Annotated in this window: 22 protein-coding genes; 8 read left to right on the top strand and 14 right to left on the bottom strand. The window is 64.6% G+C overall.

The window, feature by feature from the left end; genetic code table 11:
* Positions 1-101: 101 nt before the first annotated feature.
* On the top strand, positions 102-1,598 hold the full coding sequence (locus tag AAHS21_RS22970) for a carboxyl transferase domain-containing protein (RefSeq protein WP_342929854.1): 1,497 nt from the start codon (positions 102-104) through the stop codon (positions 1,596-1,598).
* Here the strand turns inward: AAHS21_RS22970 and AAHS21_RS22965 are convergent.
* Genes AAHS21_RS22965 through AAHS21_RS22950 form a run of 4 tightly spaced genes read right to left on the bottom strand, consistent with a single transcriptional unit; the run spans position 1,595 to position 5,831 of the window.
* Positions 1,595-2,638 (bottom strand): TIGR03857 family LLM class F420-dependent oxidoreductase, encoded by a 1,044-nt coding sequence (locus tag AAHS21_RS22965; RefSeq protein WP_342929853.1) that lies wholly within the window; start codon positions 2,636-2,638, stop codon positions 1,595-1,597. The genes AAHS21_RS22970 and AAHS21_RS22965 overlap by 4 nt on opposite strands.
* A complete protein-coding gene (locus AAHS21_RS22960; protein WP_342929946.1) occupies positions 2,635-3,015 on the bottom strand; it encodes a nuclear transport factor 2 family protein in 381 nt (126 codons plus the stop codon). Before AAHS21_RS22960 ends, AAHS21_RS22965 begins: the two co-directional genes overlap by 4 nt.
* Positions 3,015-4,160 carry an alpha/beta hydrolase gene (locus AAHS21_RS22955; protein ID WP_342929852.1) on the bottom strand — a complete coding sequence of 382 codons (1,146 nt, stop codon included), beginning with the start codon at positions 4,158-4,160 and terminating at the stop codon, positions 3,015-3,017. The genes AAHS21_RS22960 and AAHS21_RS22955 overlap by 1 nt, the downstream gene beginning before the upstream one ends.
* A 30-nt stretch (positions 4,161-4,190) precedes the next feature.
* Complete coding sequence (locus AAHS21_RS22950; protein WP_342929851.1) at positions 4,191-5,831, bottom strand: NAD(P)/FAD-dependent oxidoreductase; 1,641 nt, start codon at positions 5,829-5,831, stop codon at positions 4,191-4,193.
* 83 nt (positions 5,832-5,914) lie between these two features.
* Here AAHS21_RS22950 and AAHS21_RS22945 point away from each other — a divergent pair, with 83 nt between their 5' ends.
* The 4 genes from AAHS21_RS22945 to AAHS21_RS22930 are packed head-to-tail and all read left to right on the top strand — an operon-like array spanning position 5,915 to position 9,838.
* A complete protein-coding gene (locus tag AAHS21_RS22945) occupies positions 5,915-6,907 on the top strand; it encodes a Rieske 2Fe-2S domain-containing protein (RefSeq protein ID WP_342929850.1) in 993 nt (330 codons plus the stop codon).
* Positions 6,904-7,542 (top strand): cysteine hydrolase, encoded by a 639-nt coding sequence (locus AAHS21_RS22940; RefSeq protein ID WP_342929849.1) that lies wholly within the window; start codon positions 6,904-6,906, stop codon positions 7,540-7,542. Before AAHS21_RS22945 ends, AAHS21_RS22940 begins: the two co-directional genes overlap by 4 nt.
* Positions 7,539-8,159, top strand: coding sequence for a PaaI family thioesterase (locus AAHS21_RS22935; RefSeq protein ID WP_342929848.1), 621 nt, complete (start codon positions 7,539-7,541; stop codon positions 8,157-8,159). Before AAHS21_RS22940 ends, AAHS21_RS22935 begins: the two co-directional genes overlap by 4 nt.
* An 8-nt stretch (positions 8,160-8,167) precedes the next feature.
* Positions 8,168-9,838, top strand: a complete 1,671-nt coding sequence (locus AAHS21_RS22930; RefSeq protein WP_342929945.1) for an acyl-CoA synthetase — start codon at positions 8,168-8,170, stop codon at positions 9,836-9,838.
* 11 nt (positions 9,839-9,849) lie between these two features.
* Here AAHS21_RS22930 and AAHS21_RS22925 read toward each other — a convergent pair whose 3' ends face one another.
* Positions 9,850-11,325 carry a coniferyl aldehyde dehydrogenase gene (locus AAHS21_RS22925; protein WP_342929847.1) on the bottom strand — a complete coding sequence of 492 codons (1,476 nt, stop codon included), beginning with the start codon at positions 11,323-11,325 and terminating at the stop codon, positions 9,850-9,852.
* 107 nt (positions 11,326-11,432) lie between these two features.
* Here AAHS21_RS22925 and AAHS21_RS22920 point away from each other — a divergent pair, with 107 nt between their 5' ends.
* The 3 genes from AAHS21_RS22920 to AAHS21_RS22910 are packed head-to-tail and all read left to right on the top strand — an operon-like array spanning position 11,433 to position 15,105.
* Positions 11,433-12,638, top strand: coding sequence for a cytochrome P450 (locus AAHS21_RS22920; RefSeq protein ID WP_342929846.1), 1,206 nt, complete (start codon positions 11,433-11,435; stop codon positions 12,636-12,638).
* A 57-nt stretch (positions 12,639-12,695) separates the two neighbouring features.
* A complete protein-coding gene (locus tag AAHS21_RS22915) occupies positions 12,696-13,913 on the top strand; it encodes a CaiB/BaiF CoA-transferase family protein (protein WP_342929944.1) in 1,218 nt (405 codons plus the stop codon).
* A 46-nt stretch (positions 13,914-13,959) separates the two neighbouring features.
* On the top strand, positions 13,960-15,105 hold the full coding sequence (locus AAHS21_RS22910; protein WP_342929845.1) for a thiolase family protein: 1,146 nt from the start codon (positions 13,960-13,962) through the stop codon (positions 15,103-15,105).
* 42 nt (positions 15,106-15,147) lie between these two features.
* Here AAHS21_RS22910 and AAHS21_RS22905 read toward each other — a convergent pair whose 3' ends face one another.
* The 9 genes from AAHS21_RS22905 to AAHS21_RS22865 all read right to left on the bottom strand — a co-directional run bounded on the left by AAHS21_RS22905 (position 15,148) and on the right by AAHS21_RS22865 (position 24,809).
* Positions 15,148-15,510, bottom strand: a complete 363-nt coding sequence (locus AAHS21_RS22905) for a carboxymuconolactone decarboxylase family protein (protein ID WP_342929844.1) — start codon at positions 15,508-15,510, stop codon at positions 15,148-15,150.
* Between the two features lie 52 nt (positions 15,511-15,562).
* Positions 15,563-15,937, bottom strand: coding sequence for a hypothetical protein (locus AAHS21_RS22900; protein ID WP_342929843.1), 375 nt, complete (start codon positions 15,935-15,937; stop codon positions 15,563-15,565).
* Positions 15,927-18,914, bottom strand: a complete 2,988-nt coding sequence (locus tag AAHS21_RS22895; RefSeq protein WP_342929842.1) for an MMPL family transporter — start codon at positions 18,912-18,914, stop codon at positions 15,927-15,929. The genes AAHS21_RS22900 and AAHS21_RS22895 overlap by 11 nt, the downstream gene beginning before the upstream one ends.
* On the bottom strand, positions 18,911-19,342 hold the full coding sequence (locus AAHS21_RS22890; RefSeq protein ID WP_342929841.1) for an MmpS family transport accessory protein: 432 nt from the start codon (positions 19,340-19,342) through the stop codon (positions 18,911-18,913). The genes AAHS21_RS22895 and AAHS21_RS22890 overlap by 4 nt, the downstream gene beginning before the upstream one ends.
* A 278-nt stretch (positions 19,343-19,620) precedes the next feature.
* Positions 19,621-19,890, bottom strand: coding sequence for a metal-sensitive transcriptional regulator (locus AAHS21_RS22885; RefSeq protein WP_025735226.1), 270 nt, complete (start codon positions 19,888-19,890; stop codon positions 19,621-19,623).
* A 150-nt stretch (positions 19,891-20,040) separates the two neighbouring features.
* Positions 20,041-21,234, bottom strand: a complete 1,194-nt coding sequence (locus AAHS21_RS22880; RefSeq protein WP_342929840.1) for an acyl-CoA dehydrogenase family protein — start codon at positions 21,232-21,234, stop codon at positions 20,041-20,043.
* Positions 21,235-21,247: 13 nt separating this feature from the next.
* Positions 21,248-22,306 carry an acyl-CoA dehydrogenase family protein gene (locus AAHS21_RS22875; protein ID WP_342929839.1) on the bottom strand — a complete coding sequence of 353 codons (1,059 nt, stop codon included), beginning with the start codon at positions 22,304-22,306 and terminating at the stop codon, positions 21,248-21,250.
* Between the two features lie 20 nt (positions 22,307-22,326).
* Complete coding sequence (locus AAHS21_RS22870) at positions 22,327-23,157, bottom strand: amidohydrolase family protein (protein WP_342929838.1); 831 nt, start codon at positions 23,155-23,157, stop codon at positions 22,327-22,329.
* Complete coding sequence (locus tag AAHS21_RS22865; protein ID WP_342929837.1) at positions 23,154-24,809, bottom strand: acyl-CoA synthetase; 1,656 nt, start codon at positions 24,807-24,809, stop codon at positions 23,154-23,156. Before AAHS21_RS22865 ends, AAHS21_RS22870 begins: the two co-directional genes overlap by 4 nt.
* Between the last annotated feature and the right edge of the window lie 12 nt (positions 24,810-24,821).

Here is a 24,821-nt window from a genome sequence, read left to right as displayed (position 1 = left end):
CAGATCGAGTGATGATCGCGAGCGCGGCGTAGCCGGGCGCAGCCGGTCGCCACATCGGACCAGGCGCGCGCGATCGCATCCGCGAGAGGTAGGACTGACGCATGACAAAACCCCCGGATTGGGAGGAAACGCTCGAAGACCTCGCCCGTCGGCGTCAGCACGCGCGGGGCATGGGCGGCCCGGAGCGGCTCGACAAGCACCGCGCCAAGGGCAAGCTCGACGCTCGCGCGCGCATCGAGCGGCTCCTCGACCCGGGCACCTTCCGCGAAATCGGCACGCTGGTGGGCGGCGAGGTCGCGGCCGACGGGCTGATCGTGGGCTCGGGCTCGATCAACGGCGCACCGGTGATGCTGGGGGCCGAGGACTTCACCACGATGGCCGGCAGCATCGGGCCCGGCGGCAACTCGAAGCGCTACCGCATCGCCGAATTGGCGCTGCGCGACAAGACTCCGCTGATCATGCTGCTCGAAGGAGCCGGCTTCCGCCCCGGCGGGGGGCACTACGGCCGCGCCCCCACCGACCTGCTCGCCCAGGCGCAGTGCTCGGGCAAGGTTCCGACGGTCGCTGCGGTGTTGGGTCCCTCGGCCGGACACGGCGCGCTGGTGGCACCGGTATGCGACTTCCGGATCATGAGCGCCCACGGCGCGATCTTCACCGCCGGACCCCCGGTCGTGAAAGAGTCCACGGGAGAAGACATTTCGAAGGAGGACCTCGGCGGACCCGTCACCGCCTTGCCTAGCGGGGTGATCCACAACCTGGCGGACGACGACGAGGCCGTCATTGCCGACATCCGGCGTTACCTGTCCTACTTCCCGCCCAGCGCCTGGTCCTACCCCACCCCGCTGCCCCGCGACGAAGACAGCGAGCCACGGCCGACGCCGGAACTACTCGACATCGTTTCGCGCGACAACCGCCGCGTCTATGACATGCGCGCCGTGCTCGACGTGGTCTTCGACCGGCCGGACTGGTTCGAGGTTCAGCCGCAGTATGGCAAGGCGATCATCTGCGCGCTGGCCCATCTCGGTGGTCATCCGGTCGCGGTCGTTGCGAACCAGCCCAACGTGCTCGCCGGCTCCATCGACGCCGACGCCGCGGACAAGGCGGCGCATTTCATCCTGGTGGCCGATTCATTCCATCTGCCACTTGTTTTCTTCGCGGACAACCCCGGCATGCTGCCCGGCAGCCGGTCCGAGCGCAGCGGCGTGTTGCGCGCCGGCGCCCGGATGTTCGCCGCCCAGACGGCGGCCACCACGGTCAAGCTGCATGTGACGCTGCGCAAGGCATACGGGTTCGGCTCAATGGTCATGTCGCTGTTGGGTTTCGACAGCCAGTCCGCGACCTTCGCCTACCCCGGTGCGACGATGGGTGCGATGAGCGCGGCCGCGCTGGGCCGGGCGACGCACGCCGGCGAGGACGTCACCGCGAAGTTGCGTGACGCCGAGTTGCAGGCATCCTTTCGGTCGGCCGAAAGCATGGGATTCGACGAACTCATCGATCCCCGCGAGACCCGCGACGCGTTGCTGGCTTCCCTGCTGCGGGGTTTGTCGGCCCGCCAGGCCGCCGCGCAGCCGGTGAGCCGGACGATGATTCTGCCCTAATCGCCCGCGCGGTAGGCGGTGACGACCGGCTCCAGCTCGTCGGGTGTCGCGCCGTGCATGATCAGCGCGTCAGCCCCGTATTCGAACTCCTTGCGGATGCGATCCGCACACTGATTCGCCGAACCGGTGGCAGAGGGCTCCAGCCACTCGTCGGGAATCAGCGTCGCGATGTGCTCGATCTGCTCGGCCGTGGCCTTGTGGTCGATCCCCCCGGCGATCGAGGTGACGACGGAGTCTGCCCGGAATCGTTCCAGCACAGCGGGATCCCAGTCGTTGGTCTGCACCATCAAGTCGCCGTAGCCCTGCAGGTAGGTGGCCAGCCGGGCGACCGTCTTCTTCAGCCGCAGCTCTTCGGGAAGATGGTCACCGACCGTCGCGAAACACGACCACACCCGCACGCTGTCGGGGTCGCGGCCCGCCTTCTCCGCCGCGCGTTTGACGGTTTTGACGCAGCGCTGCAACGTCTCCGGTGTGAAGTAGGTGTGCAGGATGACGTCGTCGAATGCTCGGCCGCCCAGCGCGAGGGTGTTGGGTCCGAACGCCACCAGCGCGAGCCGGATGTCCTCGTTGAAATCCGGGTCGAGGAACAGGATCGGATATTTGCCCATCGGGCCTTCGTGGTTGAAGATCAGCTCGCCGTGAAACAGGCGGCGCATCACCTGGGCCCAGTCCTCCATCTGTGCGGTCGTGACCGCCGGGATGCCGAACGCGCCATATATCGCGGCGATGCCACGGCCGATGCCCAGCGTGAACCGTCCACGGGACAGCCGGTGCATCGTGGTCGCCCACGATCCGGTGATCAGCGGATGCCGGGTGTTGTGATTGGTTGCGGCAGTGGCGATCTGCATCCGGTTGGTCACCGCGCAGGCCGCCCCGACCAGTGACGATGCTTCCTTGACGTTCCAGCGTTCGGAGATGAACGCGGTGCCCAAGCCCAGCTCCTCGCCGCGGCGAGCTTCGTCCATCAACGTCGCCGGGCCCTCACCTCCGGCCCCGGCCAGCAGGTAGTAGCCCAATTCACCGAGCACACGATCAGTCAATTCCAAACTCCTTGGTGGTAGCCACAATTCCAGACTTCAGTAATCCGGCCGGCAACCACGCGGAACACCTCGATGCTGGCGATGTGGGTTTCGTTGCCGTCGATGGTGGTGATCTTCGAGTCGTAGACAATGGCGACATGCTCGCCATCGTCATTGGCGATAACGACGTTGAGGTCAAAGTGCAGTGATTCCACTTGCGCCCACATGTCCGTGACCCGGGCAACGGCCTCGGCATGAGTAAGTGTTCGTGCCGTACCGACCTCGTGACGGATTACACTGTCCCCCAACAACTCTTCGGCCAGCTCGATGTCGCATTCGTTCCAGACCACCAGGTTGTAGAGTTCGACGACTTCGCGCGCCGTGCGGACCGCCATCATCACCAGGACACCGGTTCTGGCCCGTTTTGCGAGACCACCTCGCGCAGGAATCGCTCGGAAACCTTTTGCACGCGCCGCGAGAAGATGTGACCCACATGGCTGCCGTCGTACCAGTACAGCTGACCGCCCCAGCGTTCCTGCAACGCGTCGGTGGGCTCACGCATCGCCATCCGATCGTGCCACGCCCCGACGATCAGCCGGCGCTTCGGCGGCGGGGCCGGATCGACCGCCAGCGGATCGATCACCGATGTCAGCTGCGCGACCACCGGGGATCCGAGCAGGTCCCGGAATCCGTCGCGCGCCGATCCCCAGCGCGCGAGGTGCCGGGCAATCATCGCGTTGAGCCCAAGAATTGGGGTGTACAGCGCCACCGCATCGATGTGGCGCTCCAGGTGCGAAACCAGCGCGGCGACCGGGGTTCCCATCGAAATACCGGACACCACAACGGCACTGGCCTGCGGTTGTACCCAGCGCACCACGGCGCGTACCTCCGACACCGAGCGCATCATGCCCGCGACGTTGCCGAGTGGATCCATGTCCGGGTAGGCCGGCCATTCGCGGCGCCGGCACCCGTGACCGGGCTGCACCGGCATCGCGACGTTGAACCCCAACGTGTGATGGATGTGGCCGATGCGAGACAGCAACAAATCCTCGGTGCCACCCTGACCAGCTCCGTGCACCCAGATCAGCCACGGCCGTGGCCGGTCGCGGTGGCGGCATAGGTGCACCACCGCGCGCGCCGGACCACTTAGGCCGTGGGCCGCAAGCGTTTCCGGGAGCTGCGGGTCATGTTCAAAAGTCATCCTTTCGAACGCCAGTCCGCAGATGCGCTGACGTCGTATCGACTTGACCTGCAGCGGTTTTGGCGCGATATGCGCACCGTCGATGCCCAGTGTCGATAACTCCTGGGCCGCCGGCTGGCATGCGTTGAGCGGCCGGATGTCTTTTGTCAGGTTTGCGCCCAACAGCGAAAAACCACTCAGGACAAGTTCGTCCAGCATGACCTCGCCGAACTGGCGGGCTCCACGCGGCGAGAACGGCGCCCAGCCCGTTGATTCGATGAGCCCGGCCACAGTGCGCGGCAGCACCATGCCCAGTTCCCGGCCGATGTCGAAGCAACGTTTCGCCAGCGAAAATCCAGCCATGCCGCCCACCTTAAACCAGCGCCGAATCACTCATGCCAACTTGAAACCGGTATATCCGGCGGCGGCGATTTCGTCGCAGCGGCGCCGGTATTCGGGGATCCCACCGGTGTAGCCCATGTACATCCGCTTCTTGCCGGGCACGTTGCCGCCGTTGTACCAGGAGTTGCAGGACGGGTGAACTAACACCGTCGGCGCGACCAGCGCGGTGGCGTGCTCGATCCACTCCTGTTGGGCGGTACTCAGCGCCTCGATCGTGCGTATTCCATTGTCGCGCAGATGCGAGATGCAATCACCGATCCACTCCACATGTTGCTCCAGCGCCGCGACGAAATTCGTGGCCGCGCTCGGGCTGCCCGGCCCCTGGATGGTGAACAGATTCGGGAAGCCGGCGACCGCCAGCCCGAGATAGGACAGCGGCCCCTCGGTAGCCCAGAATTCACCGAGCGACATCGCGTCGCGGCCCCGGATGTCGATGCGGGACAGCGCCCCGGTCATCGCGTCGAATCCGGTGGCGTAGACGATCACGTCGAGCTCATACTCATTGGTTTCGGTGCGGATGCCGTTCGCGGTGATTTCGCGAATCGGTGACTTACGCAGGTCGACGAGCGTGACGTTGTCCCGGTTGTAGGTCTCGTAGTAGCCCTGGTCGATGATCGGCCGCTTGCAGGCGAACGGATGCACCGGCACCAACGACGCCGCCGTCCGGGGATCCTTGACGATGCGGGCCACGGCTTCGCCGTAGAGCTGGGCGGCCATCCGGTTGGCTTCGATGTCGAAGAAGATGTCGCTCCAGTTGAGCGCGCCCATCACGCCGTTTTCCTCGATCGCGCGCAGTTGCTCTTCGCGCGACGCCGACTTAATCGCCGGACTACTCAGCATTTCCAGCAGGACGGAAAAGGCGCTCAGCCGCGCCGCCCCGATCGGGTGGGCCCGCTGGGCTTCGCGGATCTCGCCGTAGCGGCCCTTCATCTCGTCGAGCTCGCCAGGTTCGAACTGGTGCACGCGCCAGGGCAGCGTGTATGCGGGTGAACGCTGAAACACGCAGAGCTGCAGGGCTTGTTGAGCCACCACGGGTATCAGCTGCACTCCGGTCGAGCCGGTGCCGATCACGCCGACCCGCTTTCCGGTGAGGTCGTAGCCCTCCTTGGGCCAGCGGCTGGTGAACAGCGAGGTTCCGGAGAACGTCGCCGTTCCGGGGATATCGGGTTCGAGCGGCACCGACAGGATGCCGGAGGCGGCGACGACGAACGGGGCGACAAAGGTCTCGCCGGATTCGGTGCGCACCAGCCACACCGCGGCCTCTTCGTCGAACTCCATCGCGACGACCTTGGTGTGGAACGCGATATCGCGACGCAGGTCCAGCCGATCGGCGACGAAGTTCAGGTACGCCTCGATCTCCGGCTGAGCCGGCATCGACTCGGTCCAGACCCATTCCTGCTGAATCTCTTCGGAGAAGCTGTAGGAGTACTCGATGCTTTCGATGTCGCATCGCGCGCCCGGGTATCGGTTGAACAGCCAGGTGCCGCCGACGTTTTCAGCCATCTCCAGCACTCGGGTGCGCAATCCGAGCTGCCGTAACCGATGCAGCATGTACAGGCCGGAGAACCCGGCACCGATCACCAGCACGTCGAAAGATGCGCCGCGTTCCAGCTCGCCTACCGCCGCGGTCATTTCACTCCTTGCCGAGCACGCAACGAACTGCTGAAATCTATACTGTAATGGATTTAGTATCAATGATCGCGAGAGGCGCCGGCGTGAAAGTGCCGTTCACCTGGAAAGTCACCGGATGGTTCATGGTCGGGTGGTCCCCGGAATTCCCCGTTGGCGAGGTCCGACCGCTGCAGTACTTCGGTGAGGATCTGGTCGCCTATCGCGACGAGTCGGGCGAGCTGCACGTGCTCGAAGGACATTGCAAACACCTCGGCGCCCACCTGGGTCACGGCGGCAAGGGGGTCGGTGACTGCGTCCAGTGCCCCTTCCACGGCTGGCGCTGGGGTCCGGACGGCACCAACCGCTACATCCCCTATCAGCCGGACCGCCCCAACAAGGCGCTGCGGCTCAAGTCGTATCGGGTCCAGGAGCAATACGACTGCGTATTCATCTGGCATCACCCCGACGGCAAGGAGCCGCAGTGGGAGATGCCGGACATCTTCCGGAAGTTCCCGCAGTTCGAGACGGATCCGGCCGGCTACTACCGGGCGTATCCGGAGTTTTCCCGGCGCGCCGAGCGCGAACCGGTGCATCCGCAGATCGTCGCGGAGAACGCCCCCGACAGCGCCCATTTCGAGTACGTCCACCACGCGACGGTGACACCGCGGGTGCTGGACTGGAAGATCGTCGAACAGGAATGGCAATTCACCGCCGGCTGGCCGGATGCGCGCAGTGACAATCCCGACGACCTCGCATTACGGTTCCACAGCCACCTGTTCGGGCTCGGCGGAGCGATCAGCGTCTTCGAGGGCGCGCAGAATCATCGCCTCATCTTCACCTGCACGCCCGTCGACGACGAGTGCTCGGACCTGTTCTATTCGATCTGGTGGCCGCGCATCCCCGGTGACGACTCCGACGTACCCGAGGGCAAGCTGCGCGACCTGATCGAAAAGCAGTTCCTGTCCACCGTCTTCGACGACCTGGAAATCTGGCGCTACCAGAAGTACGTCGAAAATCCGGCACTGTCCAAGGTCGACGCGAAAGGCTATATGGCACTGCGAAAATGGGCGACACAGTTCTACGACGTGCCGGCATGAAGCCACCCCTTGCCGATCTCGTCGCGTCCGCACGCACCGCGATCGTCACCCAGGAGTGTCAGGGCGCTGTCATGGGCCCGGACGCGGGGCTGGCCATGCTCGCCGAGGAAGCCCGCCGCGAGGCACTACCCAACATCGTGCGGCTGTTGCCGGCGGCCCGGGCGGCCGGCGTGCACGTCGTGCACTGCCTGGTGCAGCGCCGCCCCGACGGACTTGGGTCCAACCACAACGCCAAGATCTTCGCGATGAGCGGCGGCAACCAGATGGACATCACTCCCGGTACCCCAGGCGCTGACGTACTGCCCGAATTAGGGCCCGAGCCAACGGATTTGATTCTGCGCCGCTGGCACGGGGTGGGACCGATGGGCGGTACCGACCTGGACTCGGTGTTGCGCAACCTCGGGGTGTCCACGCTCGTCGTGGTCGGCGTCTCGCTCAATGTCGCGATACCCAACGTGGTCATGGACGCGGTCAATGCCGCCTATCGCGTGGTGATCCCCCGGGACGCCGTCGCGGGCATCCCCACCGAGTACGGTGCAGCGATGATCGCCAACACGCTGTCGCTGCTGGCAACGATCACCACGACCGACGATCTGCTCCAGGTATGGCAGCAGCAAGCCAAAGGATCCCAGTGACCAACACCGCCTCCGGAACCCGCGGCGGGTTCCCGGACATCTCTCCGGTCGACCACGCACCCCCCGAGCTGGGCCGATTCGCCGCGGCGATGTGCCGTTTGCAGGATCTGACGGTGTCCACCAACCCGGACAGCTCGCTGTGGGCGAGTGCCGCACAGCACGTCGAAGACGCCTGCGCCTTGCTCGACGGCCACCAGGCACCAGAGCACGTGGCGCCGGCCGGCCGCGTCCTCGAATTGCCCGGCCTGGGCCATCCGCTGCTACCGCCGTGGACCCTGACAGAATCCGGACCCGACGGCGTCACGATGGAAGGGCACTTCAGCCGGTCTCACGTCGGCGGCAACAACGCGGTGCACGGCGGCATGATCCCGCTGTTCTACGACTGGCTGTTCGGCATGGTGGTTTCCACCGCGGGCATTCGCCCGACCCGCACCGCCTACCTGCACGTCGACTACCGCAAGATCACGCCGATCGACCAACCGTTGGTCGCCAACGGACGAATCGCCAACAATGAGGGCCGGAAAGTCGTCATCTCCGCGACGATGACGGCGGCCGACGGTTCGCTGCTCAGCGAGGCCAATGGCCTGATGGTCCGCCTGCTACCCCACCAGCCGTGAGAGGCATAATGTCGCACACCGCAACACAATTCACGGTCCCAGCCGTCGCTCGCGCGGTCGCCGACGCGATCGGCGACCGGGATTTGCTGATCCAGGGCGACAAGCGATTCAGCTACGCCCAGACCATCGAGCGGTCCAACCGCCTGGCCGCATATCTGCACTCCAGAGGCCTTGGCTGCCACACCGAGCGCTCCGGCCTGGCCGGCCATGAGGTGGGCCAGGACCTGCTGGGCCTCTACGCCTACAACGGAAACGAATTCGTCGAGTCGTTGCTCGGCGCATTCCAGGCGCGGGTGGCCCCGTTCAACGTCAACTACCGCTACGTCAAAAGCGAGCTGCAATATCTGCTCGCGGATTCGGGTGCGACCGCGCTGGTCTACCACGCCGCATTCGCGCCGCGGGTGGCCGAAGTCCTGCCCGAGCTGCCGAAGCTGCGGGTACTGATTCAGATCGCTGACGACTCGGGCAACGACTTGGTGCACGGCGCAGTCGATTACGACAGCATCATCGGCGCCAGCCCAGCCGAGCCGCCGCCGGTGCAGCACTCCCCCGACGACCTCTACGTGCTGTACACCGGCGGCACCACGGGAATGCCGAAGGGGGTGCTGTGGCGTCAGCACGACATCTTCATGACGTCGTTCGGCGGCCGCAATCTGATGACCGGCGAGCCCGCCGGCTCGCTCGACGAGATCGTGCAGCGAGCTGCCGCCGGGCCCGGAACCAAGTTGATGATCCTGCCGCCGCTGATCCACGGTGCGGCGCAGTGGAGCGTGATGACCGCCCTGACCACCGGACAGTCCGTCGTCTTCCCCCCCGTCGTAGACCATTTGGACGCTGACGACGTGGTCCGCACGATTGAGCGCGAACGGGTCTCGGTCGTGACGGTGGTCGGGGACGCGATGGCCAGGCCGTTGCTCGCCGCGATCGAGAAAGGCACAGCGGACGTGTCGTCGCTGGCCGTGATCGCCAACGGCGGCGCCCTGTTGACGCCGTATGTCAAGCAGCGCTTGATCGAAGCGCTGCCGAATGCCGTTGTGGTGGACGGTGTCGGATCCTCGGAGACCGGGGCGCAGATGCATCACATGTCGGCGTCCGGCGCGGTGTCCACCGGCACCTTCAACGCCGGACCCGATGCCTTCGTGGCGGCTGAGGATCTGTCGTCGATACTGCCGCCGGGACACGACGGAATCGGCTGGCTGGCCCAACGCGGTTTCATTCCCCTCGGTTACAAGGGCGATGCGGCCAAGACCGCTGCGACCTTCCCGGTGATCGGCGGTGTGCGCTATGCGGTTCCGGGCGATCGGGCCCGCCACCGCGAGGACTCCAGCATCGAGTTGCTGGGCCGCGATTCGGTGACGATCAACTCCGGTGGCGAGAAGATCTTCGTCGAGGAGGTCGAAACCGCGATCGCCTCGCATCCCGCGGTGGCCGACGTGGTGGTCACGGGACGGCCCAGCGAACGGTGGGGTCAAGAGGTCGTCGCCGTCGTAGCGCTGGCCGAAGGGGCGCGCGCCGATGCCCAGGACCTGGTGGCGCACGCCGCGCAAACGCTAGCTCGCTACAAGCTTCCCAAGGCGGTCGTCTTTCGCCCCGTCATCGAACGCAGTCCATCGGGCAAGGCCGATTACCGCTGGGCACGCGAGCAAGCGGGACAGGGGAACCGTACGCCGCGAGGCTGAATCCCAACGCGCTAGGGGCGCGGTCTGCCCTTGAGGCGGCGACGGGTCCGGGCCCGTGTCATGCGCATCATGGCGTCGGCATACATCCGCATCGACTTGCTGAAGGGCGGCGCGGCACTGCCGGTGACGCTGAACGGCAGATCGCTACCCACCACCGACCGATGGTGGCTGAACGCGTCGAAGCCTGCCTTTCCGTGATAGGCGCCCATCCCGCTGCGACCCACGCCGCCGAACGGCGCGGCCGATGGAATCATCTGCGCGGCAAAGTCATTGCGAGCAACGCCACCGCTGCGAGTGTTGCGGACGAAGTCGCGGAAATCGTCGTCGTCGGGTCCATACCAGTAGGCCACCAGTGGCGCGGGTCGAGCATTGATGTAGTCGACGGCCTCGCCCAGGCGCGCATAGCCCTTGACCACAAGGACCGGGCCGAAGATCTCTTCGCTGGCGATCTTCATGGTGTCGTCGATGTCGCGCACAATGGTCGGCGCGATCTTGCGAGAGCCGCAGTCGGGCAATGTTTCCCCTTCCGGCGCAACGGTTTCCACGGTAGCGCCGTTGGCGCGCGCGTCTTCGATCAGGCCGACGACCCGGTCGAAGTTGGCCTGATTCACACTCGAGCAGTAGTCGCTGTTGGCGACGACAGTGGGAAACATGCCACGCAGCGTTTCCCGAACGACGCCGACGAACGTGTCGACCTGTTCGTCGGGGACGAAGACGTAGTCGGGGCACACGCACACCTGTCCCCCGTTGACCATGCGGCCCTGCGCGATCCGGGCGGCGGACCGGCGGACGTCGGCGGCCGGTGCGACCACGACCGGGTTCTTGCCTCCAAGCTCCAGCGTCACCGGGACCAGATTCTGCGCGGCCGCCCGCTGCACCAAGGCGCCGACCGAGGGCGAACCGGTGAAGAACAGATGATCGAACGGCAGTGTCGAGAACATCGCCGCGACGTCGGGATCTCCGGTGACGATGGCAAGTTCGTCGGAATCGAAGTAACTCGGCGCGGTCGCCTTCATCAATTCGGCGGTGTGGGCGGTGACCTCCGACATCTTGATCATCACGCGGTTGCCGGCGGCGAACGCGGTCGCGGCGGGCAGGATCACGAGATTGAGCGGGAAGTTCCACGGACCGATGATGCCGACCACGCCGAGCGGTGACGGCTGCACCTCGGCGCGCAGCCCGAACAGTCCTGCCGCACGCATCAACCTGGTCGCCCGCATCCATTGCCCAACATGGGATCTCGTGTGCTCGATTACCGAGGTCATGCCGATGACCTCGGTGAACAACGTCGCCGCCTTGGACCGCGTGCCGAAATCGGTGGCCATCGCGTCGACAAACTCGTCGGTGTTGTCGAAAACCAGCGCCATCAGCCGGTCGATCCGGTTGCGCCGCAGCGCCAGGCTGGGTGGTCCGTCGTCGATGAAGGCTCGGCGCTGCCTGGCCAGGATCGCCGCTAAATCCGCCCGCTGCTGATCCACTGTGCTCATGACGCTGCCGATCCTAACCCCATATTGCCTACTGTAATAATTACAGTACGATCTCATGTAATGGCTGTCCGGGTGTGCTGAGACGGAAGAAGATGCTGGAGATCTAGGTGACGACAAACGTTCACACCACTGGCACCGGCGAGGAAACCGTCGATCTGCGTGACCCCTATCCGTACTTCGCCCACAAGCGCCGTCAGTCCGGTGTCTTCCGGGGGACGGTCATGGATTACACCAAGACGCCCGAGTCCATGCGGCCCAAGAACGAGTACTCCGCGGTGTCGTTCAACGCGGTCAACACGGTGTTCCGGGACGGGCGGGTGTTCAGCTCCAAGCCTTACGACAAGACGATTGGCCTCTTCATGGGTCCGACCATCCTGGCGATGGAGGGCAGGAAGCATCGCGAACACCGCAACCTGGTATCGGCGGCGTTCAAGTCCCGGGCGCTGGCGCAGTGGGAGCCGACGATTGTGCGGCCGATCTGCAACGCGCTGATCGACGAATTCATCGACAGCGGCACCGCCGACCTCATCCGGAACTACACGTTCGAGTTCCCCACCCGCGTGATCGCCCGACTGCTGGGCCTGCCGGACGAAGACCTGCCGATGTTCCGTAAGCGCGCCGTGCAATTGATCAGCTACCACGTCAACTACGAGAAGGCTTTCGAGGCGTCTGCGGCACTGAAGGATTACTTTGTCGAGCAGATCGAACAGCGCAAGTCCAAGCCAACCCAAGACATCATCGGCGACCTGGTCACGGCCGAGATCGACGGCGAAAGGCTCAGCGACGAGGCCATCTATTCGTTCCTGCGGCTGTTGCTGCCCGCCGGGCTGGAAACCACCTACCGGTCCTCGGGAAACCTGCTGTATCTGTTGCTGACCCATCCCGAACAGTTCGCCGCCGTACAAGCCGACCACGCGCTGCTTGGCCAGGCGATCGAAGAAGGCCTGCGCTACGAGACGCCGCTGACCACCGTGCAGCGGTTCACCACCGAGGACACCGAACTCGAAGGCGTGACGATTCCGGCGCGATCGGTGATCGGGGTGTGCATCGGCTCGGCCAATCGCGACGAAACGCGCTGGGAGCGGGCCGAAGAGTTCGACATCTTTCGCAAGCCCATCCCACACATCTCGTTCGCCGCCGGTGAGCACACCTGCCTGGGTCTGCACCTGGCACGGCTGGAGACGCGCGTCGCGATCGAATGCCTACTGAGCCGGTTGACCAACGTCACGGTGCTCACCGACGACGACCCGCACATCCATGGCCAGCCCTTCCGATCGCCGACGGCGCTTCCCGTGACGTTCGACGCCAAGTAGCGTCCGCGGTTAAGAAACCTGACGACGACGGAGTTGGTGGGAGAAATGGTCAAGGTAATGCAGGGCATTCGTGTCCTCGAGGTTGCCCAGTTCACGTTCGTGCCGGCGGCGGGAGCGATCCTCGCCGACTGGGGTGCGGACGTGATCAAGGTCGAGCACCCACTGCGGGGTGATACGCAACGTGGCTTCCTCAACATGGGTGGCATTCAGGTCAACCCCGACCGGCATCCGCTGATGGAGCATCCCAACCGCGGCAAGCGCAGCGTCGGGATCGACGTCACCACACCCGGGGGCCAGGAAGTGATTTACGAGCTGGCCAAGACCTCCGATGTGTTTCTGACCAACTACAAACCGTCTCAGCGCCAACAGCACAAGTTCGACCTCGAGCACATTCGGGCGGTGAACCCGAACATCGTTTACGCCCGCGGTTCGGCCTACGGCGACAAGGGTGCCGAGCGCAACGTCGGTGGCTACGACGGAACGGCGTTCTGGACGCGCAGCGGGATCGGCTACGCGCTGACCCCCGAGGAGCTGGGAGGCGCCCTGGGACAAGGCATTCCCGCGTTCGGAGATTCCATCGGCGGCATGTTCATCGCGGGCGGCATCTCGGCCGCGCTACTGCATCGCGAACGCACCGGGGAGGCGGTCGAACTGGACGTGTCGCTGTTGAGCACGGCGTGGTGGGCCGCCGGCGCCAGCATGACCCAAGGCATGGAGACCGGTGAGGTCATGCGCACACCGATGCCGGGTTCGGCCGGCGCTATGTCGGTGAATCCGTTCATGGGCAACTACGAGACATCCGACGGCGGCACGATCAACCTGTGCATCATCAGCCCGACCGGCCTGATCCGGGACACCTTCGAGCACCTCGGCATCCCCGAGGCCGCCGACGACGAGCGCTTTTCTGAAGTGCTCCCGTTGATTCAGAACGCCAGCGCGGCCGCCGAGCTGATCGCGAAAGCGTTCGCCACCAAGCCCTTTGAATACTGGCGCCAGCACCTGAAGACGATGAAGGGCCAATGGGCGCCGTTCCAGAGCCTGCTCGACCTGGCCAACGACGAGCAGGCCATCGCCAACGACATGATCGCCGAAGTCGAAGTCGCGGCCGGCGGAGCGCCGTTCAAGGTCGTCCGCGGGCCGGTCCAGTTCAACCACGAGCCGCTGGAAACCACCCGGGCCCCGCAGGCCTCCGAGCACACCGAGATCGTTTTGATGGAGATCGGCATGGATTGGGACCGCATCGAGGAACTCAAGAATGCAGGGGCCATTGCATGACTCGCACCGACGACGATGCAGAGCGAAGCGATGAGGAAGTGGTGCCATGAATGACGTCGCGATCATCGGGGTCGGCCTGCACCCGTTCGGCCGCTTCGAGGGCAAGTCGGCGATGCAGATGGGCGTTGACGCCATCCTCGCCGCGGTCGCCGACGCCGGTATCGCTTGGGAAGATGTGCAATTCGCCACCGGCGGCAGCTGGACAGTCGCCAATCCGGATGCGATCGTCGGCCTGGTCGGACTCACCGGCATCCCGTTCACCAACGTGTTCAACGCGTGCGCGACGGCGGCCAGCGCGGTCAAGGCCTGCGCCGACGGAATCCGGTTGGGCGACTATGACATCGGCATCGCGATCGGCTTGGACAAGCACCCACGCGGGGCTTTCACCGAAGACCCGGCGCTGGTGGGCATGCCGAGTTGGTATGCAGAGAACGGGCAATATCTGACGACCCAGTTCTTCGGCATGAAGGCCAACCGCTACCTGCACGACCACAACATCTCGCAGGAGACGCTGGCCAAGGTCGCGGCTAAGAACTTCCGCAATGGAGCCTTGAATCCCAACGCATTTCGACGTAAGCCGATCCCTGAAGAGGACATCCTCAACTCGACGATGCTCAACTATCCGCTGACCCAATACATGTTCTGCGCACCCGACGAAGGCGCCGCCGCGGCGGTGATGTGTCGGGCCGACATCGCGCACCGCTACGCCGCCAAGCCGGTCTACCTGAAGGCCGTGGAAGTCCGCACCCGGCGTTACGGCGCTTACGAGGTCAACACCACGTGCTCTCCGGTCGAAGAAGACGTCGCGCCAACGGTTTATGCCGCCCGCGCCGCGTTCGAGAAGGCCGGCGTCGCACCCGGCGATGTCGACGTGATCCAGTTGCAGGACACCGATGCCGGCGCCGAGCTCATCCACATGGCCGAGTGCGGGTTCTGCGAGCACGGCGACCAGGAAAAGCTGCTAGCCGACGGCGCTACCGAGATCAATGGCCCGATGCCGGTCAACACCGACGGCGGGCTGATCGCCAACGGCGAGCCTATCGGCGCCTCCGGACTGCGGCAGGTCCACGAAATCGTCCGCCAACTCCGCGGTGACGCCGGCGACCGCCAAGTGCCCGGGAATCCGAAGGTGGGGTTCACCCAGTTGTACGGCGCCCCCGGCACCGCCGCGGCGACCATCCTGACGACCTGACGGGGCGTTCGGTGGCTCAGTTCACCCCTTAGGCGATCCGCTTCAGTTCACATTCTGCGCATCGATGAATTCGCAGAACGCGTCGTAGGCACGAGCGCCGTAGATCGTGGCCGGTCCGCCGTGCATGAGGATGCTCACGCCAATGGCCTCCGCGGCTTCCGCGTTGGAAGCACCCGCGCGCGCGGCTCCCTGTGCATGCGAGGCGATACAGCCGTCGCACTCCGCCACCACCCCGATTGCCAGCGCGATAAGTTCTTTCGTCTTAGTATCCAGAGCACCGGAAGTCAGCGCCGCCTTGCTCATTTCGCCAAATCCCCGGTACACATCTGGGATCATCTTCCGCAGCGCACGGTGCTGCGGATTCAGGTCGTTTAACACGCCTTGATAGTGGTTGTGATCGCTCATGTTCTTTACAATTCCTATACCCGCAGGGGTATTCCCATGCATGACCGCCAAGTTACGGGCGTGGCGGTATCGACGGTCCTGGCGTCTGGGACGTGCCCGGACCTGCAGGGCTCATCATTCCCCCTGGGCCCATCATGCCGCCTGGCCCCATCATGCCGCCTGAATTCATCATCGGGCATCCCGTCATGCCGGGATGCATACGGCCACCGGGCCAGCCATCACGATCCCAGCCATGCTCATGGCCCGAAGACCAGCCCAACATAAGTCCCGAGTAGAAGATCACCGCAACGACGAACACGACACCGGCCGCGATGACCACCCAGGCAGCGGCCTGACCAAGCCGGCTCGGCCGGTCGCGCATTTCGGCAGCAGGAGGCTGCCCAGCCGAGGTTCTGCGAGGTGCCTCCAATTCAGATTCATCCGTCATGATTCGAATGATGTCCCACATCCGCGGTTGTCCGGTAGGGACCATCGGCCCTACTAGCGCCTGCCATCACCGGCGCCGCCAACCTCTGCGAGCCACGCTTGGCCGCGGCCGCGTCCTCGCCCAACAGGAGGGAGCGAACCAGCCGACGCGGCCCGAAAGGCCGCAGCATCGAACTGGCGGGGCGTGGGCGCACGCGGATCGGCCACCAGAACCAGCGTCCCAGCAATGCCGCGATCGACGGCGTCATCAGCGAGCGCACGATCAGCGTGTCGAACAGCAGGCCCAGACCAATTGTCGTGCCCGCCTGCCCAATAGAACTCAGATCGCTGGCGGCCATCGACATCATGGTGAAGGCGAAGACCAGTCCCGCCGAGGTGACCACCCCGCCCGTCTCGCCCATCGAGCGAATGATGCCGGTTCTCAGTCCGGCTCCGATCTCCTCTTGGAAGCGCGACACCAGCAGCAGGTTGTAGTCCGAGCCGACCGCGAGCAGGATGATCAAGCCGAACACGGGTGCGATCCAGTTCAGATCCAGGCCGAAGAGATGCTGCCATACCAGAACCGAGAGGCCGAAGGCGGCTCCGAGCGACAACAGCACCGTTCCGACGATCACCAGGGACGCCACCAGTGCCCGGGTGATGATGATCATGACAGCGAAAATTAGTGTCAGAGCGGCAATTCCGACGATCAACAAGTCGTACTGAGAGCCCGACTGGATGTCACGGTAGATGGCGGCCGTCCCGGCGAGGTAAAACTTGGCATCGGTCAGCGCCGTGCCCTTCACCGCTTGATGCGCGGCCGCCAGTTCCGGCTTGACCGCCGAAATGCCGGCCGGCGTGGCCGGGTCCGCGTCATGCGTGACGATGAAGCGCGCGGCCTTGCCGTCCGGCGATAGGAAGAGCTGCAGACCCCGCTGGAAGTCGGGATTCTGGAATGCTTCCGGTGGCAGGTAGAAGTAGTCGCCACTGCGAGAGGCGTCGAAGGCCTGACCCATCGCGCTGGCGGTATCGGTCATCTGAGCCATTTGCGTGACCAGACCCGAGAAGCTGCTGTGCATGGTGAGCAGGGTCGCTTGCATGGATTTCGCGACGGCGATGATCGGGGGGAACTGGGCAAGCATCTGGGGCATGATCGCGTCGACATTGGTCATGTCTCTAATCAGCGTGCTCATGTTCTCGCTGAATTTGTCCACACCGTCGATCGCCTCAAACACCGATCTCGATGCCCAGCAGACCGGGATGTTGAAACAGTGTTGTTCCCAATACAAGTAGTTGCGGAACGGTCTTGCGAAGTCGTCGAAATCGGCCAGATGGTCCCGCATCTCGTTCAGCGTGGCTTGCATCTCGCCCATGTCCGCGACCATGTGATGCGTGGTGCCGCTCAGCTGACCGAGCAAACCTTGCATCCGTTCCATCGAGCCGATCATCGCGCCGAGGTCGTCGCTCATCGTGAGCATGTCGGCCGTGCGATCCCTCATGAATTGGAGGTTCTGCTGGATCGGGATCGACTGGGCACTGATCTGGAACGGTATCGATGTGTGCTCGATCGGGCCGCCCAACGGGCGGGTAATACTCTGCACCATCGCGATTCCCGGGGAGCGGAAGACATCCTTGGCGATTCTGTCCAGGATGATCATGTCGCCGCTGTTGCGCATGTCGTGATCACCCTCGATCATCAGGATGTCGGGATTCATGGTGGCGGCGCTGAAATGTCGCTCTGCGGCGGCATATCCGACATTCGATGGCAGTCCAGCGGGTATGTAGAAGCGGTCGTTGTAGCTGACCTTCATGCTCGGCATGATCAGGATGCCGACGATCGCGATGATCAGCGAGGCGGCGAACACCGGGCCCGGCCAGCGGACGGTCGCGGTCCCGATGCGCCGCCACCCACGTGTCTTGATCATCCGTCTCGGGTCGAGCAAGCCGAATCGAGTCGCCACCACGACCACGGCCGGGGCCGCGGTGAGCGCGCCCGCGACCACCACCAGCAACCCCAAGGCCGACGGAATCCCCAACGCCTTGAAGTACGACAAACGCGCCAGGTGCAGGCAGAAGGTGGCGCCGGCGATCGTCAACCCCGAGCCCAAGATGATGTGAAAGGTCCCGCGAAACATCGTGTAGTAGGCGGCTTCTCGATCCTGACCGGCCTGGCGGGCCTCCTGATAGCGACCGATCAGAAATATCGCGTAGTCGGTTCCCGCTGCGATCGCCAACGAGGACAGCATCGCGACGACGAACGTCGAGAAGCCCAGCAGCCCGTAGTTGCCCAGCAGCGCGATAAGCCCCCTGGCCGTACCCATCTCGAAGCCGACCATGGCCAAAACCAACAGCACTGTGCTGACCGAACGATAGGCTATGAACAGCATGATCATGATGACCACGCCCGTCACGCCCATCATTTTGAGCATGCTCTTGTCGGCAGCCTCATTCATGTCGGTGGTCAGCGGTGCCGGTCCCGTCACGTAGACCTTGATCCCGTTGGGCGGTGCCGATTTGTCGACGATCTCGCGCACAGCTTTGACCGACTCGTTGCCTTGGGTGCTGCCCTGGTTGCCGGCCAGATTGAGTTGGACGTAAGCGGCCTTCCCATCCCGGCTCTGCACACCGGCGGCCGTCAGTGGATCTCCCCACACGTTCTGGACATGCTGGACGTGCTTGGGGTCGGCCTGCAGCCTACGCACCAAGCCGTCGTAATAGCGGTGCGCCTCATCGCCGAGAGGCTTGTCGCTTTCCAGGACGATCATCGCGGTGCTGTCGGAATCGGATTCGTGAAAGGTCGAGCCGATGCGCTTGGCGGCGATCATCGCCGGCGCATCTTGTGGCGACATCGTCACCGCGTGGGTGCGGGCGACCGATTCGATTGGTGGCACAAGCACATTCAAGGCAACGGTCAGCAGCAGCCAAGCTACCAGGATCGGCACCGCGAAGGTGCGGACAAACCGCATGAATTTCGGACGGGCGTCGCTATCGGTGCTCATGCGGCCTTCACCAAACATGACGTTTGTGCGTGACGTCCGGCCGAGGATTTCTGGTCTTTGACCTCGCCGTTGACGATGATGCGACACCCGATGTTGTCACTGTCGCCCTGTGCCACCACGTTGGCGATCACGGCCGGCACCGTCGTGTCGATCGTGTAAATCCAGGGCAGCCCCGCGAACGTCGCTTGTTCCGACTGGGCGTTCTTGTTCAGGTAACTCACGCTTCCCGCGGTGTCGCTGGGCCCGTACACCTCGTATGTCACCCGCTTGACGTGCGTCGGCTCGAGCGGCTCGGCACTGCTCCCAGTCTCGGTGAAGATCGCGTCGGAGCCGAAGACGCCGCGCAGGCGGATAACGGCAATGCTGCCCAGCACGATCGCCACCACGACCACGATCGGCACCCAGGCTCGCTTGAGGAATCTCGACATCGGTGTTTTCGCTCTCATTGCCTCGTGCTGTCAGTTTCGCGCCGGGCTAGCGGACCAAACAGGGCCGTTCGGCCCTGATTTGGATGCGGCAAAGAGGACACGAACACTTCCTGCGGCTTGCACGTCAGCCTCCCTGGTAGCCCTGAACGCAGCTAGCTCTTTATACCATACCCCGTAGGGTATCTTACGTTGCAAATCGGGCCACTTTACGCAGGTCAGCACCCACTAGTGGTTGCTCACCGTGTAGCCGTCGGGCGGCTACGCCAGGATCGGTTGGGTCAGGCCAGCGCGAGAAAGAGCTTCTCCAACTCGTCTTCCGTCAGCGGCTTCTTCCCCTTCGCGCCTTTGCCGGTGGTGCACTCGCGCATACCAGTGGCGACGATCTTGAACCCGGCCCGATCGAGAGCACGCGACACCGCTGCGAGTTGCGTGACCACGTCCTTGCAGTCACGCCCCTGCTCGATCATCGAAATAACGCCGGCCAGCTGGCCTTGCGCACGCCGCAACCGATTCAGCACGGCAGCGATGCTGTCTTCGTCACCAACCATCACGATCTCCTTGCTTGTTATATGCCAATATAAGCCATCATCCCCCCGGGGGTATTCCGCAGCGCTATACCGTGCGCGCATGCCGCCTCGCCCGGCGAGTGTGACCTGGTGGCGGCGACACGCCAGTTGGGCTCCGGGGCTGGCGCGAGGCTAGGAGATCTTCTTGACCGGCGGGGAGTAGTTCGGCTTACCCAGCCCCAGCGTGTACTGGCCGATCATGTTACGGAACACCTCGAGCGTGCCGCCGTAGATTCCCACCAAAGGTGCGAACCGGTAGACGTATTCGGCGCTGCCGTCATCGGCGGTGCCGTCGGCGCCGAACGGCAGCGTCGAGGCCGCGCCGTGGATGTCCATCAGGTCCGGGGAGATATCGCGCATCGTCTGGGCAATCGCCACTCGCCCGTAGATGTTCGGGGATGACAACGCCGCCTCCAATCGCGCGACGCTGCGGCCCAGCCGGTATGCGACGGACTGATCGTCAACGAGCGTGCGCCCGTTGGGATCCGGTCGCGTCACGGCCTTCACGGCGTTGTCGACCGCCAGCGCCATCGAACCGGCCTGGTGCATCATGATCGAGGTGTCCTGCAAGCCGTCGGGTGCGGCCGCGACCGCGCCGTGCTCGGTGTTGAGTGGCTCACGCAGCACCGTCCAGCCGGCGTTCACCTCGCCCAGCCGGTACTTGTCTTCGACGCGGACATCGCTGTAGTAGACGATGTTGGTCCGGTCGCCGTCCACGGTGCGGATGCCCTGGATCTCGATGCCCGGGGAGTCCAACGGCACCAGGAACATGGTCAGGCTTTTGTGCTTTGGCGCATCCGGGGCGGTGTTCGTGATCAGGAAGACGTACTGGCAGTTGTGCGCACCGGTGGTGAACATCTTCGAACCGTTGATCACCCAGTTGTCGCCGTCGCGTACGGCGCGGGTCTTGCAGGTGGCGATGTCGGAACCGCCCTCGGGCTCGGTGTAGCCGAGGCAGAGCCGGACTTCCCCGCTGAAAACTCGCGGCATCACCTCATCCTGCAGCTCGGCCGAGCCGAACTTCGCGACCGACCGGGCCACCATGGCCGTCGTCCCCCAGGTCACCCAAGGAACGTGAGCGCGACGCTTCTCCAGCTCGTAGATGCGCCGGCGCACGCGACTGAATCCGCCCTCGGATTCCGGCTTCCATTCGCACGCCAGATAGCCCGCAGCGCCGAGTGCCAGATGCACGCCCTCGTCGAAGTTGTCACCGGTCTCGCGGTCGCGCCGCAAAACATCTTCGGTCACATGGCTTTTCAAGAAGCCGCGTAATTCCTCGCGAAAAGCTTTGTCCTCATCGGAAAGTTCCACCTGGGAGAAATCCATGTTTGCTCCTGTCCTAGACGGCTGCCGCAGCGCTCTCGCGGGCGGTCACGATCTCGGCGACCCGCTTCGCGGTGGCGCCGGGGTCTCCGGCCGCGAGCGGCCATCCCCGGGCCCGCACCAGGTACGCCGTCGCCGCGGCTTCGGACGAAACACCAAGTCCACCTTGGATATGGACGGCCATGGTTGCCGCCTTGGCAGCCTCCTCCGACATGAACACGAACGCCGACGGCGCCAGCTCCGCCCGTTCGCCCGGTTCATTGTCCAGGAACCAGGCCGCCCGCCGGGCCAGGTTGCGCCCGCCCGCGACGGTGATGGCCATGTTGGCCAGCGGATGCGAAATGGCCTGCAGCGTCGAGATTGGAACACCCAATGTGTAACGGGTCTTAGCGAATTCGGCGGCGATGGTCATCGTCTCCTCGACCAGGCCCACCAGAGCAGCCGCGGTCAGCAGTCGCCATTCGTCCAGTGCGAGTTCGTAGTTCGCCAGGGCTTCGGGCCCCGCCGCCACGACCGTGCGGGTGTCGGCGTTGGCCGGATCGACCCAGGCCATCGGCAACCGGCCGAGATTGTCGACCTTGGCGGGCCGGGTCCCGAATGTCAGGCGCACCACTTGGTCGCCGTCGCGGACGACGATGTGGTCGGCGATCGATCCGGTGGGGATCAGACGAAGGCCCGGCGCACTGTCGATCCGGGCGTCAATGCCCGCGAGCTGCTCACCGCCGGCGACGCCGGTGGTATCGGCGTCCAGCCCGCCGAGCCGGCCCAGCAGCCGCGCCGTGCACACGTGATCGATCCACGGAACCGGCGCCATGCACCGCCCGATCTCCTCGGCCACCAGGGTGAGGTCGACCAGCGTCGCCCCGTCACCGCCGCAGGATTCGGGCAGCGCCATCGTCGTCGCACCCATCGCGCACAAGCGCTCCCACAGGTTCTTGTCGAATCCGGAAGGCTCTGCGGCACGCACCGTTTCGATGGAGCAGTGGGTCTTGAAGAATTGCTTGTAGGCATTCTGCAGATCCACGTGGTGATCAGACAGGCTGTAGTCCAGTCTGCGTAGCTCGAAGCGGTCCATCTCTGTGCTCCTGTCGTATCTCAGGCTCGGTCGCCGAAGAAGAACTCCTGTGCGTTGTTGTACAGGTAGTTGTCCAGTACCTCGGCGGGTAGGTCCAGCGCGCGGGCTTCGGGGATCACCCGGTGCATCCGCAGGACCGGCCAGTCGGATGCGTAAATGACCTTGTTCGGGCCGCGGCTGCGCATGTAGTGCAGCAGGCTGTCCGGCAGCCGCTTGGGCGACCAGGCCGAGGTCATCAAGCGCAGGTTCTCATACTTGAGCATGAGCCGGATCGCGACATCCCACCACGGATCGGCGCCGTGGATCATGCACAGCTTCAGTTCGGGGAACCGCACGCACACTCGGTCGAGGTGAATGGGGTTTTGCACCTCTGCAGGGATCGGCGGCCCCGGAATACCGGTGTTGACGCACAGCGGCAAGTTCAGTTCCGCGCACTTGGCGTAGAGCGGGTAGTATACTGCATCGCTGGGCGGGTATTGGCCGTCGCCCCAAAAGCTCGGCCCCACTACGGCATAAGCGACCGGCAGGTCGCGCACGATGGCGGTCAGTTCACGCAACGGCCCCACCGGGCGAAGCAGGTTGACGCCACCCATGGCCAGGGCGAATCGGTCCGGCCTGGCTTCAACGAATTTGCGCGCGGTGGTCGACGGGCTGGCAAGGTTGTCCATCAGGATGGCCTTTTGCACGCCGTGGTCGTCCATCTCGTCGAGCAACTCGGACAGGTCGACCGGCGCGAACATCGACTGCGGGCCCTTGAAGTAGTCGTCGCGGACCTTGAGCATCCAGGCCGGCTGGGAGTCGACCTCGCCGAAATGAACGTTGACCAGGCAGTCGATCGCTTTCTCGTTCATGTCGACCCTTCTGCCTCGGCGCCGGCCAACGCCGTAACCGGAAGCTGTTCTACCGCAGCTTGTTTAGCCCATCGGTAGTTTGGTTTGCCGTTGCCGAGCCGTTGAATCTGTTCGACGAACAAGATGGCCTTGGGCGCTTTGAAGTGGGCCAGCTGCGATTTGCACAACGCGGCGAGTTCGGCTTCTTCGACGGCAGCGGTGCCCGGCGCCACCGCGACCAGCGCGACGACTTCCTGGCCCCAGCGATCGCTGGGCCGCCCGACCACCAGTGCGTCGGCGACGCCGGGATGGGCACGCAGCACCTCTTCGACCTCTTCGACGAAGACTTTTTCACCGCCGGTGTTGACCACCAACGAATCACGACCGTACAGGCGCAGGGTGCCGTCGGATTCGATACTGGCCCGGTCGCCGGGGATCACCACTCGCGTGCCTTCGATCTCCGGAAAAGTGCGCTCGGTGGCCTCGGCGTCGTCGAAGTAGCCCAGCGGAATCCGGCCGCTGCGCGCCACCCAGCCGATCTCGGGATCACCGGGCGCCAAGAACCTGCGGCGATCCTCCGACACCACCGCTCCGCCCTCGCGGAGGTGAAAGGTCTCACTCTGCGTGCCGCGCTGACTGTGCCCGAATCCCATGTTGCCGGATTCCGACGAGCCGTAACCATCGATGATGGTGACCTGCGGCAGCTTTTCCATCAGCGCGTGCTTGAACTTGGGATTCGTTGCGGCTCCGCCGGTTCCGATTGCGTTCAGCCTCGACAGGTCGTAGGAACCTCGTTGCAACTCGTCGACCAGGGGGCCGGCATACGCGTCGCCCACCATGGTCATCATGCCCACACCTTCGCGCTGCGCGGTCTCCCATACCGCGCGCACGTCGAGTTTGCCCCGGCCGTCGTAGAGCACCGCGGTGAATCCGTTCATGATCGCGGAGAAGGCCGTCCACATGCCGGCGGCATGCATCAGTGGAGAGACCGCGAACCACGGCTGACCACCGCCGCGTACCTTGGCGTGAATCTCCTCGACGCTGACATGGTCGGCCCCGACCATCGACGCCACATACATATCGCTTTGGCGCCACAGCACGCCCTTGGGACGGCCGGTCGTTCCGCCGGTGCACATCATGATCAAGTCGTCGGGTGATCCCGGCGCCGGATCGCCCGAACCACCCTGCGCCAGCGCATCATCCAGCGATACCGCTCCGGGCAGTTCGGCGGCGCCGCTGCCGTCGTCGATGGAGATCAGCAGCTCGGCACCGGGCGACGGCAATACCTCGGCGCACCGCGCGCCGAGCGATCGGTGATAGATGATGCCGCGCGGCCGGACGTAGGAGAGCAACTCGGCGATCTCCCGGGGTGAATAGCTGTAGTTCACGTTGACCGGGATTACGCGGGCTTTCAGGCACGCGATCACCGCGTCCGGGTACAGGTCGTTGTACATCAGCAGCGCGACCCGGTCTTGACCGCACTCCCAGCGGTTCAGCGTGTCGCGCTCACGATGCACTCCGAAACCGTTGGCGATCAAGAAGTTCGCCAATCGACTGGTCCGTTCTGCCGACTCCGCGAAGGTGCTGCGGCGTGATCCGCACACCGTCATCAAGCGCTCACCGATGACGTCGGCGATGGCGTCGAGAACCGCACCGACGGTCCATTCACTCACTGCCGTGGCCGC

The sequence above is a fragment of the Mycobacterium sp. 050272 genome (genome assembly GCF_039023525.1).
GTDB lineage: Bacteria > Actinomycetota > Actinomycetes > Mycobacteriales > Mycobacteriaceae > Mycobacterium.
Note: the sequence above shows the minus strand (reverse complement) of the source record. Positions and strands in the feature narration are given on the sequence as shown.

Excerpts from the sequence above, each read along its gene's own strand:
- AAHS21_RS22880 (WP_342929840.1), bottom strand. The coding sequence starts at position 21,234 with ATGGATTTCTCCCAGGTGGAACTTTCCGATGAGGACAAAGCTTTTCGC.
- AAHS21_RS22925 (WP_342929847.1), bottom strand. The coding sequence starts at position 11,325 with ATGAGCACAGTGGATCAGCAGCGGGCGGATTTAGCGGCGATCCTGGCC.
- AAHS21_RS22890 (WP_342929841.1), bottom strand. The coding sequence starts at position 19,342 with ATGTCGAGATTCCTCAAGCGAGCCTGGGTGCCGATCGTGGTCGTGGTG.
- AAHS21_RS22885 (WP_025735226.1), bottom strand. The coding sequence starts at position 19,890 with ATGGTTGGTGACGAAGACAGCATCGCTGCCGTGCTGAATCGGTTGCGG.
- AAHS21_RS22940 (WP_342929849.1), top strand. The coding sequence starts at position 6,904 with ATGAAGCCACCCCTTGCCGATCTCGTCGCGTCCGCACGCACCGCGATC.
- AAHS21_RS22970 (WP_342929854.1), top strand. The coding sequence starts at position 102 with ATGACAAAACCCCCGGATTGGGAGGAAACGCTCGAAGACCTCGCCCGT.
- AAHS21_RS22900 (WP_342929843.1), bottom strand. The coding sequence starts at position 15,937 with ATGACGGATGAATCTGAATTGGAGGCACCTCGCAGAACCTCGGCTGGG.
- AAHS21_RS22930 (WP_342929945.1), top strand. The coding sequence starts at position 8,168 with ATGTCGCACACCGCAACACAATTCACGGTCCCAGCCGTCGCTCGCGCG.
- AAHS21_RS22870 (WP_342929838.1), bottom strand. The coding sequence starts at position 23,157 with ATGAACGAGAAAGCGATCGACTGCCTGGTCAACGTTCATTTCGGCGAG.
- AAHS21_RS22955 (WP_342929852.1), bottom strand. The coding sequence starts at position 4,160 with ATGGCTGGATTTTCGCTGGCGAAACGTTGCTTCGACATCGGCCGGGAA.
- AAHS21_RS22915 (WP_342929944.1), top strand. The coding sequence starts at position 12,696 with ATGCAGGGCATTCGTGTCCTCGAGGTTGCCCAGTTCACGTTCGTGCCG.
- AAHS21_RS22875 (WP_342929839.1), bottom strand. The coding sequence starts at position 22,306 with ATGGACCGCTTCGAGCTACGCAGACTGGACTACAGCCTGTCTGATCAC.
- AAHS21_RS22960 (WP_342929946.1), bottom strand. The coding sequence starts at position 3,015 with ATGATGGCGGTCCGCACGGCGCGCGAAGTCGTCGAACTCTACAACCTG.
- AAHS21_RS22895 (WP_342929842.1), bottom strand. The coding sequence starts at position 18,914 with ATGAGCACCGATAGCGACGCCCGTCCGAAATTCATGCGGTTTGTCCGC.
- AAHS21_RS22950 (WP_342929851.1), bottom strand. The coding sequence starts at position 5,831 with ATGACCGCGGCGGTAGGCGAGCTGGAACGCGGCGCATCTTTCGACGTG.
- AAHS21_RS22910 (WP_342929845.1), top strand. The coding sequence starts at position 13,960 with ATGAATGACGTCGCGATCATCGGGGTCGGCCTGCACCCGTTCGGCCGC.
- AAHS21_RS22905 (WP_342929844.1), bottom strand. The coding sequence starts at position 15,510 with ATGAGCGATCACAACCACTATCAAGGCGTGTTAAACGACCTGAATCCG.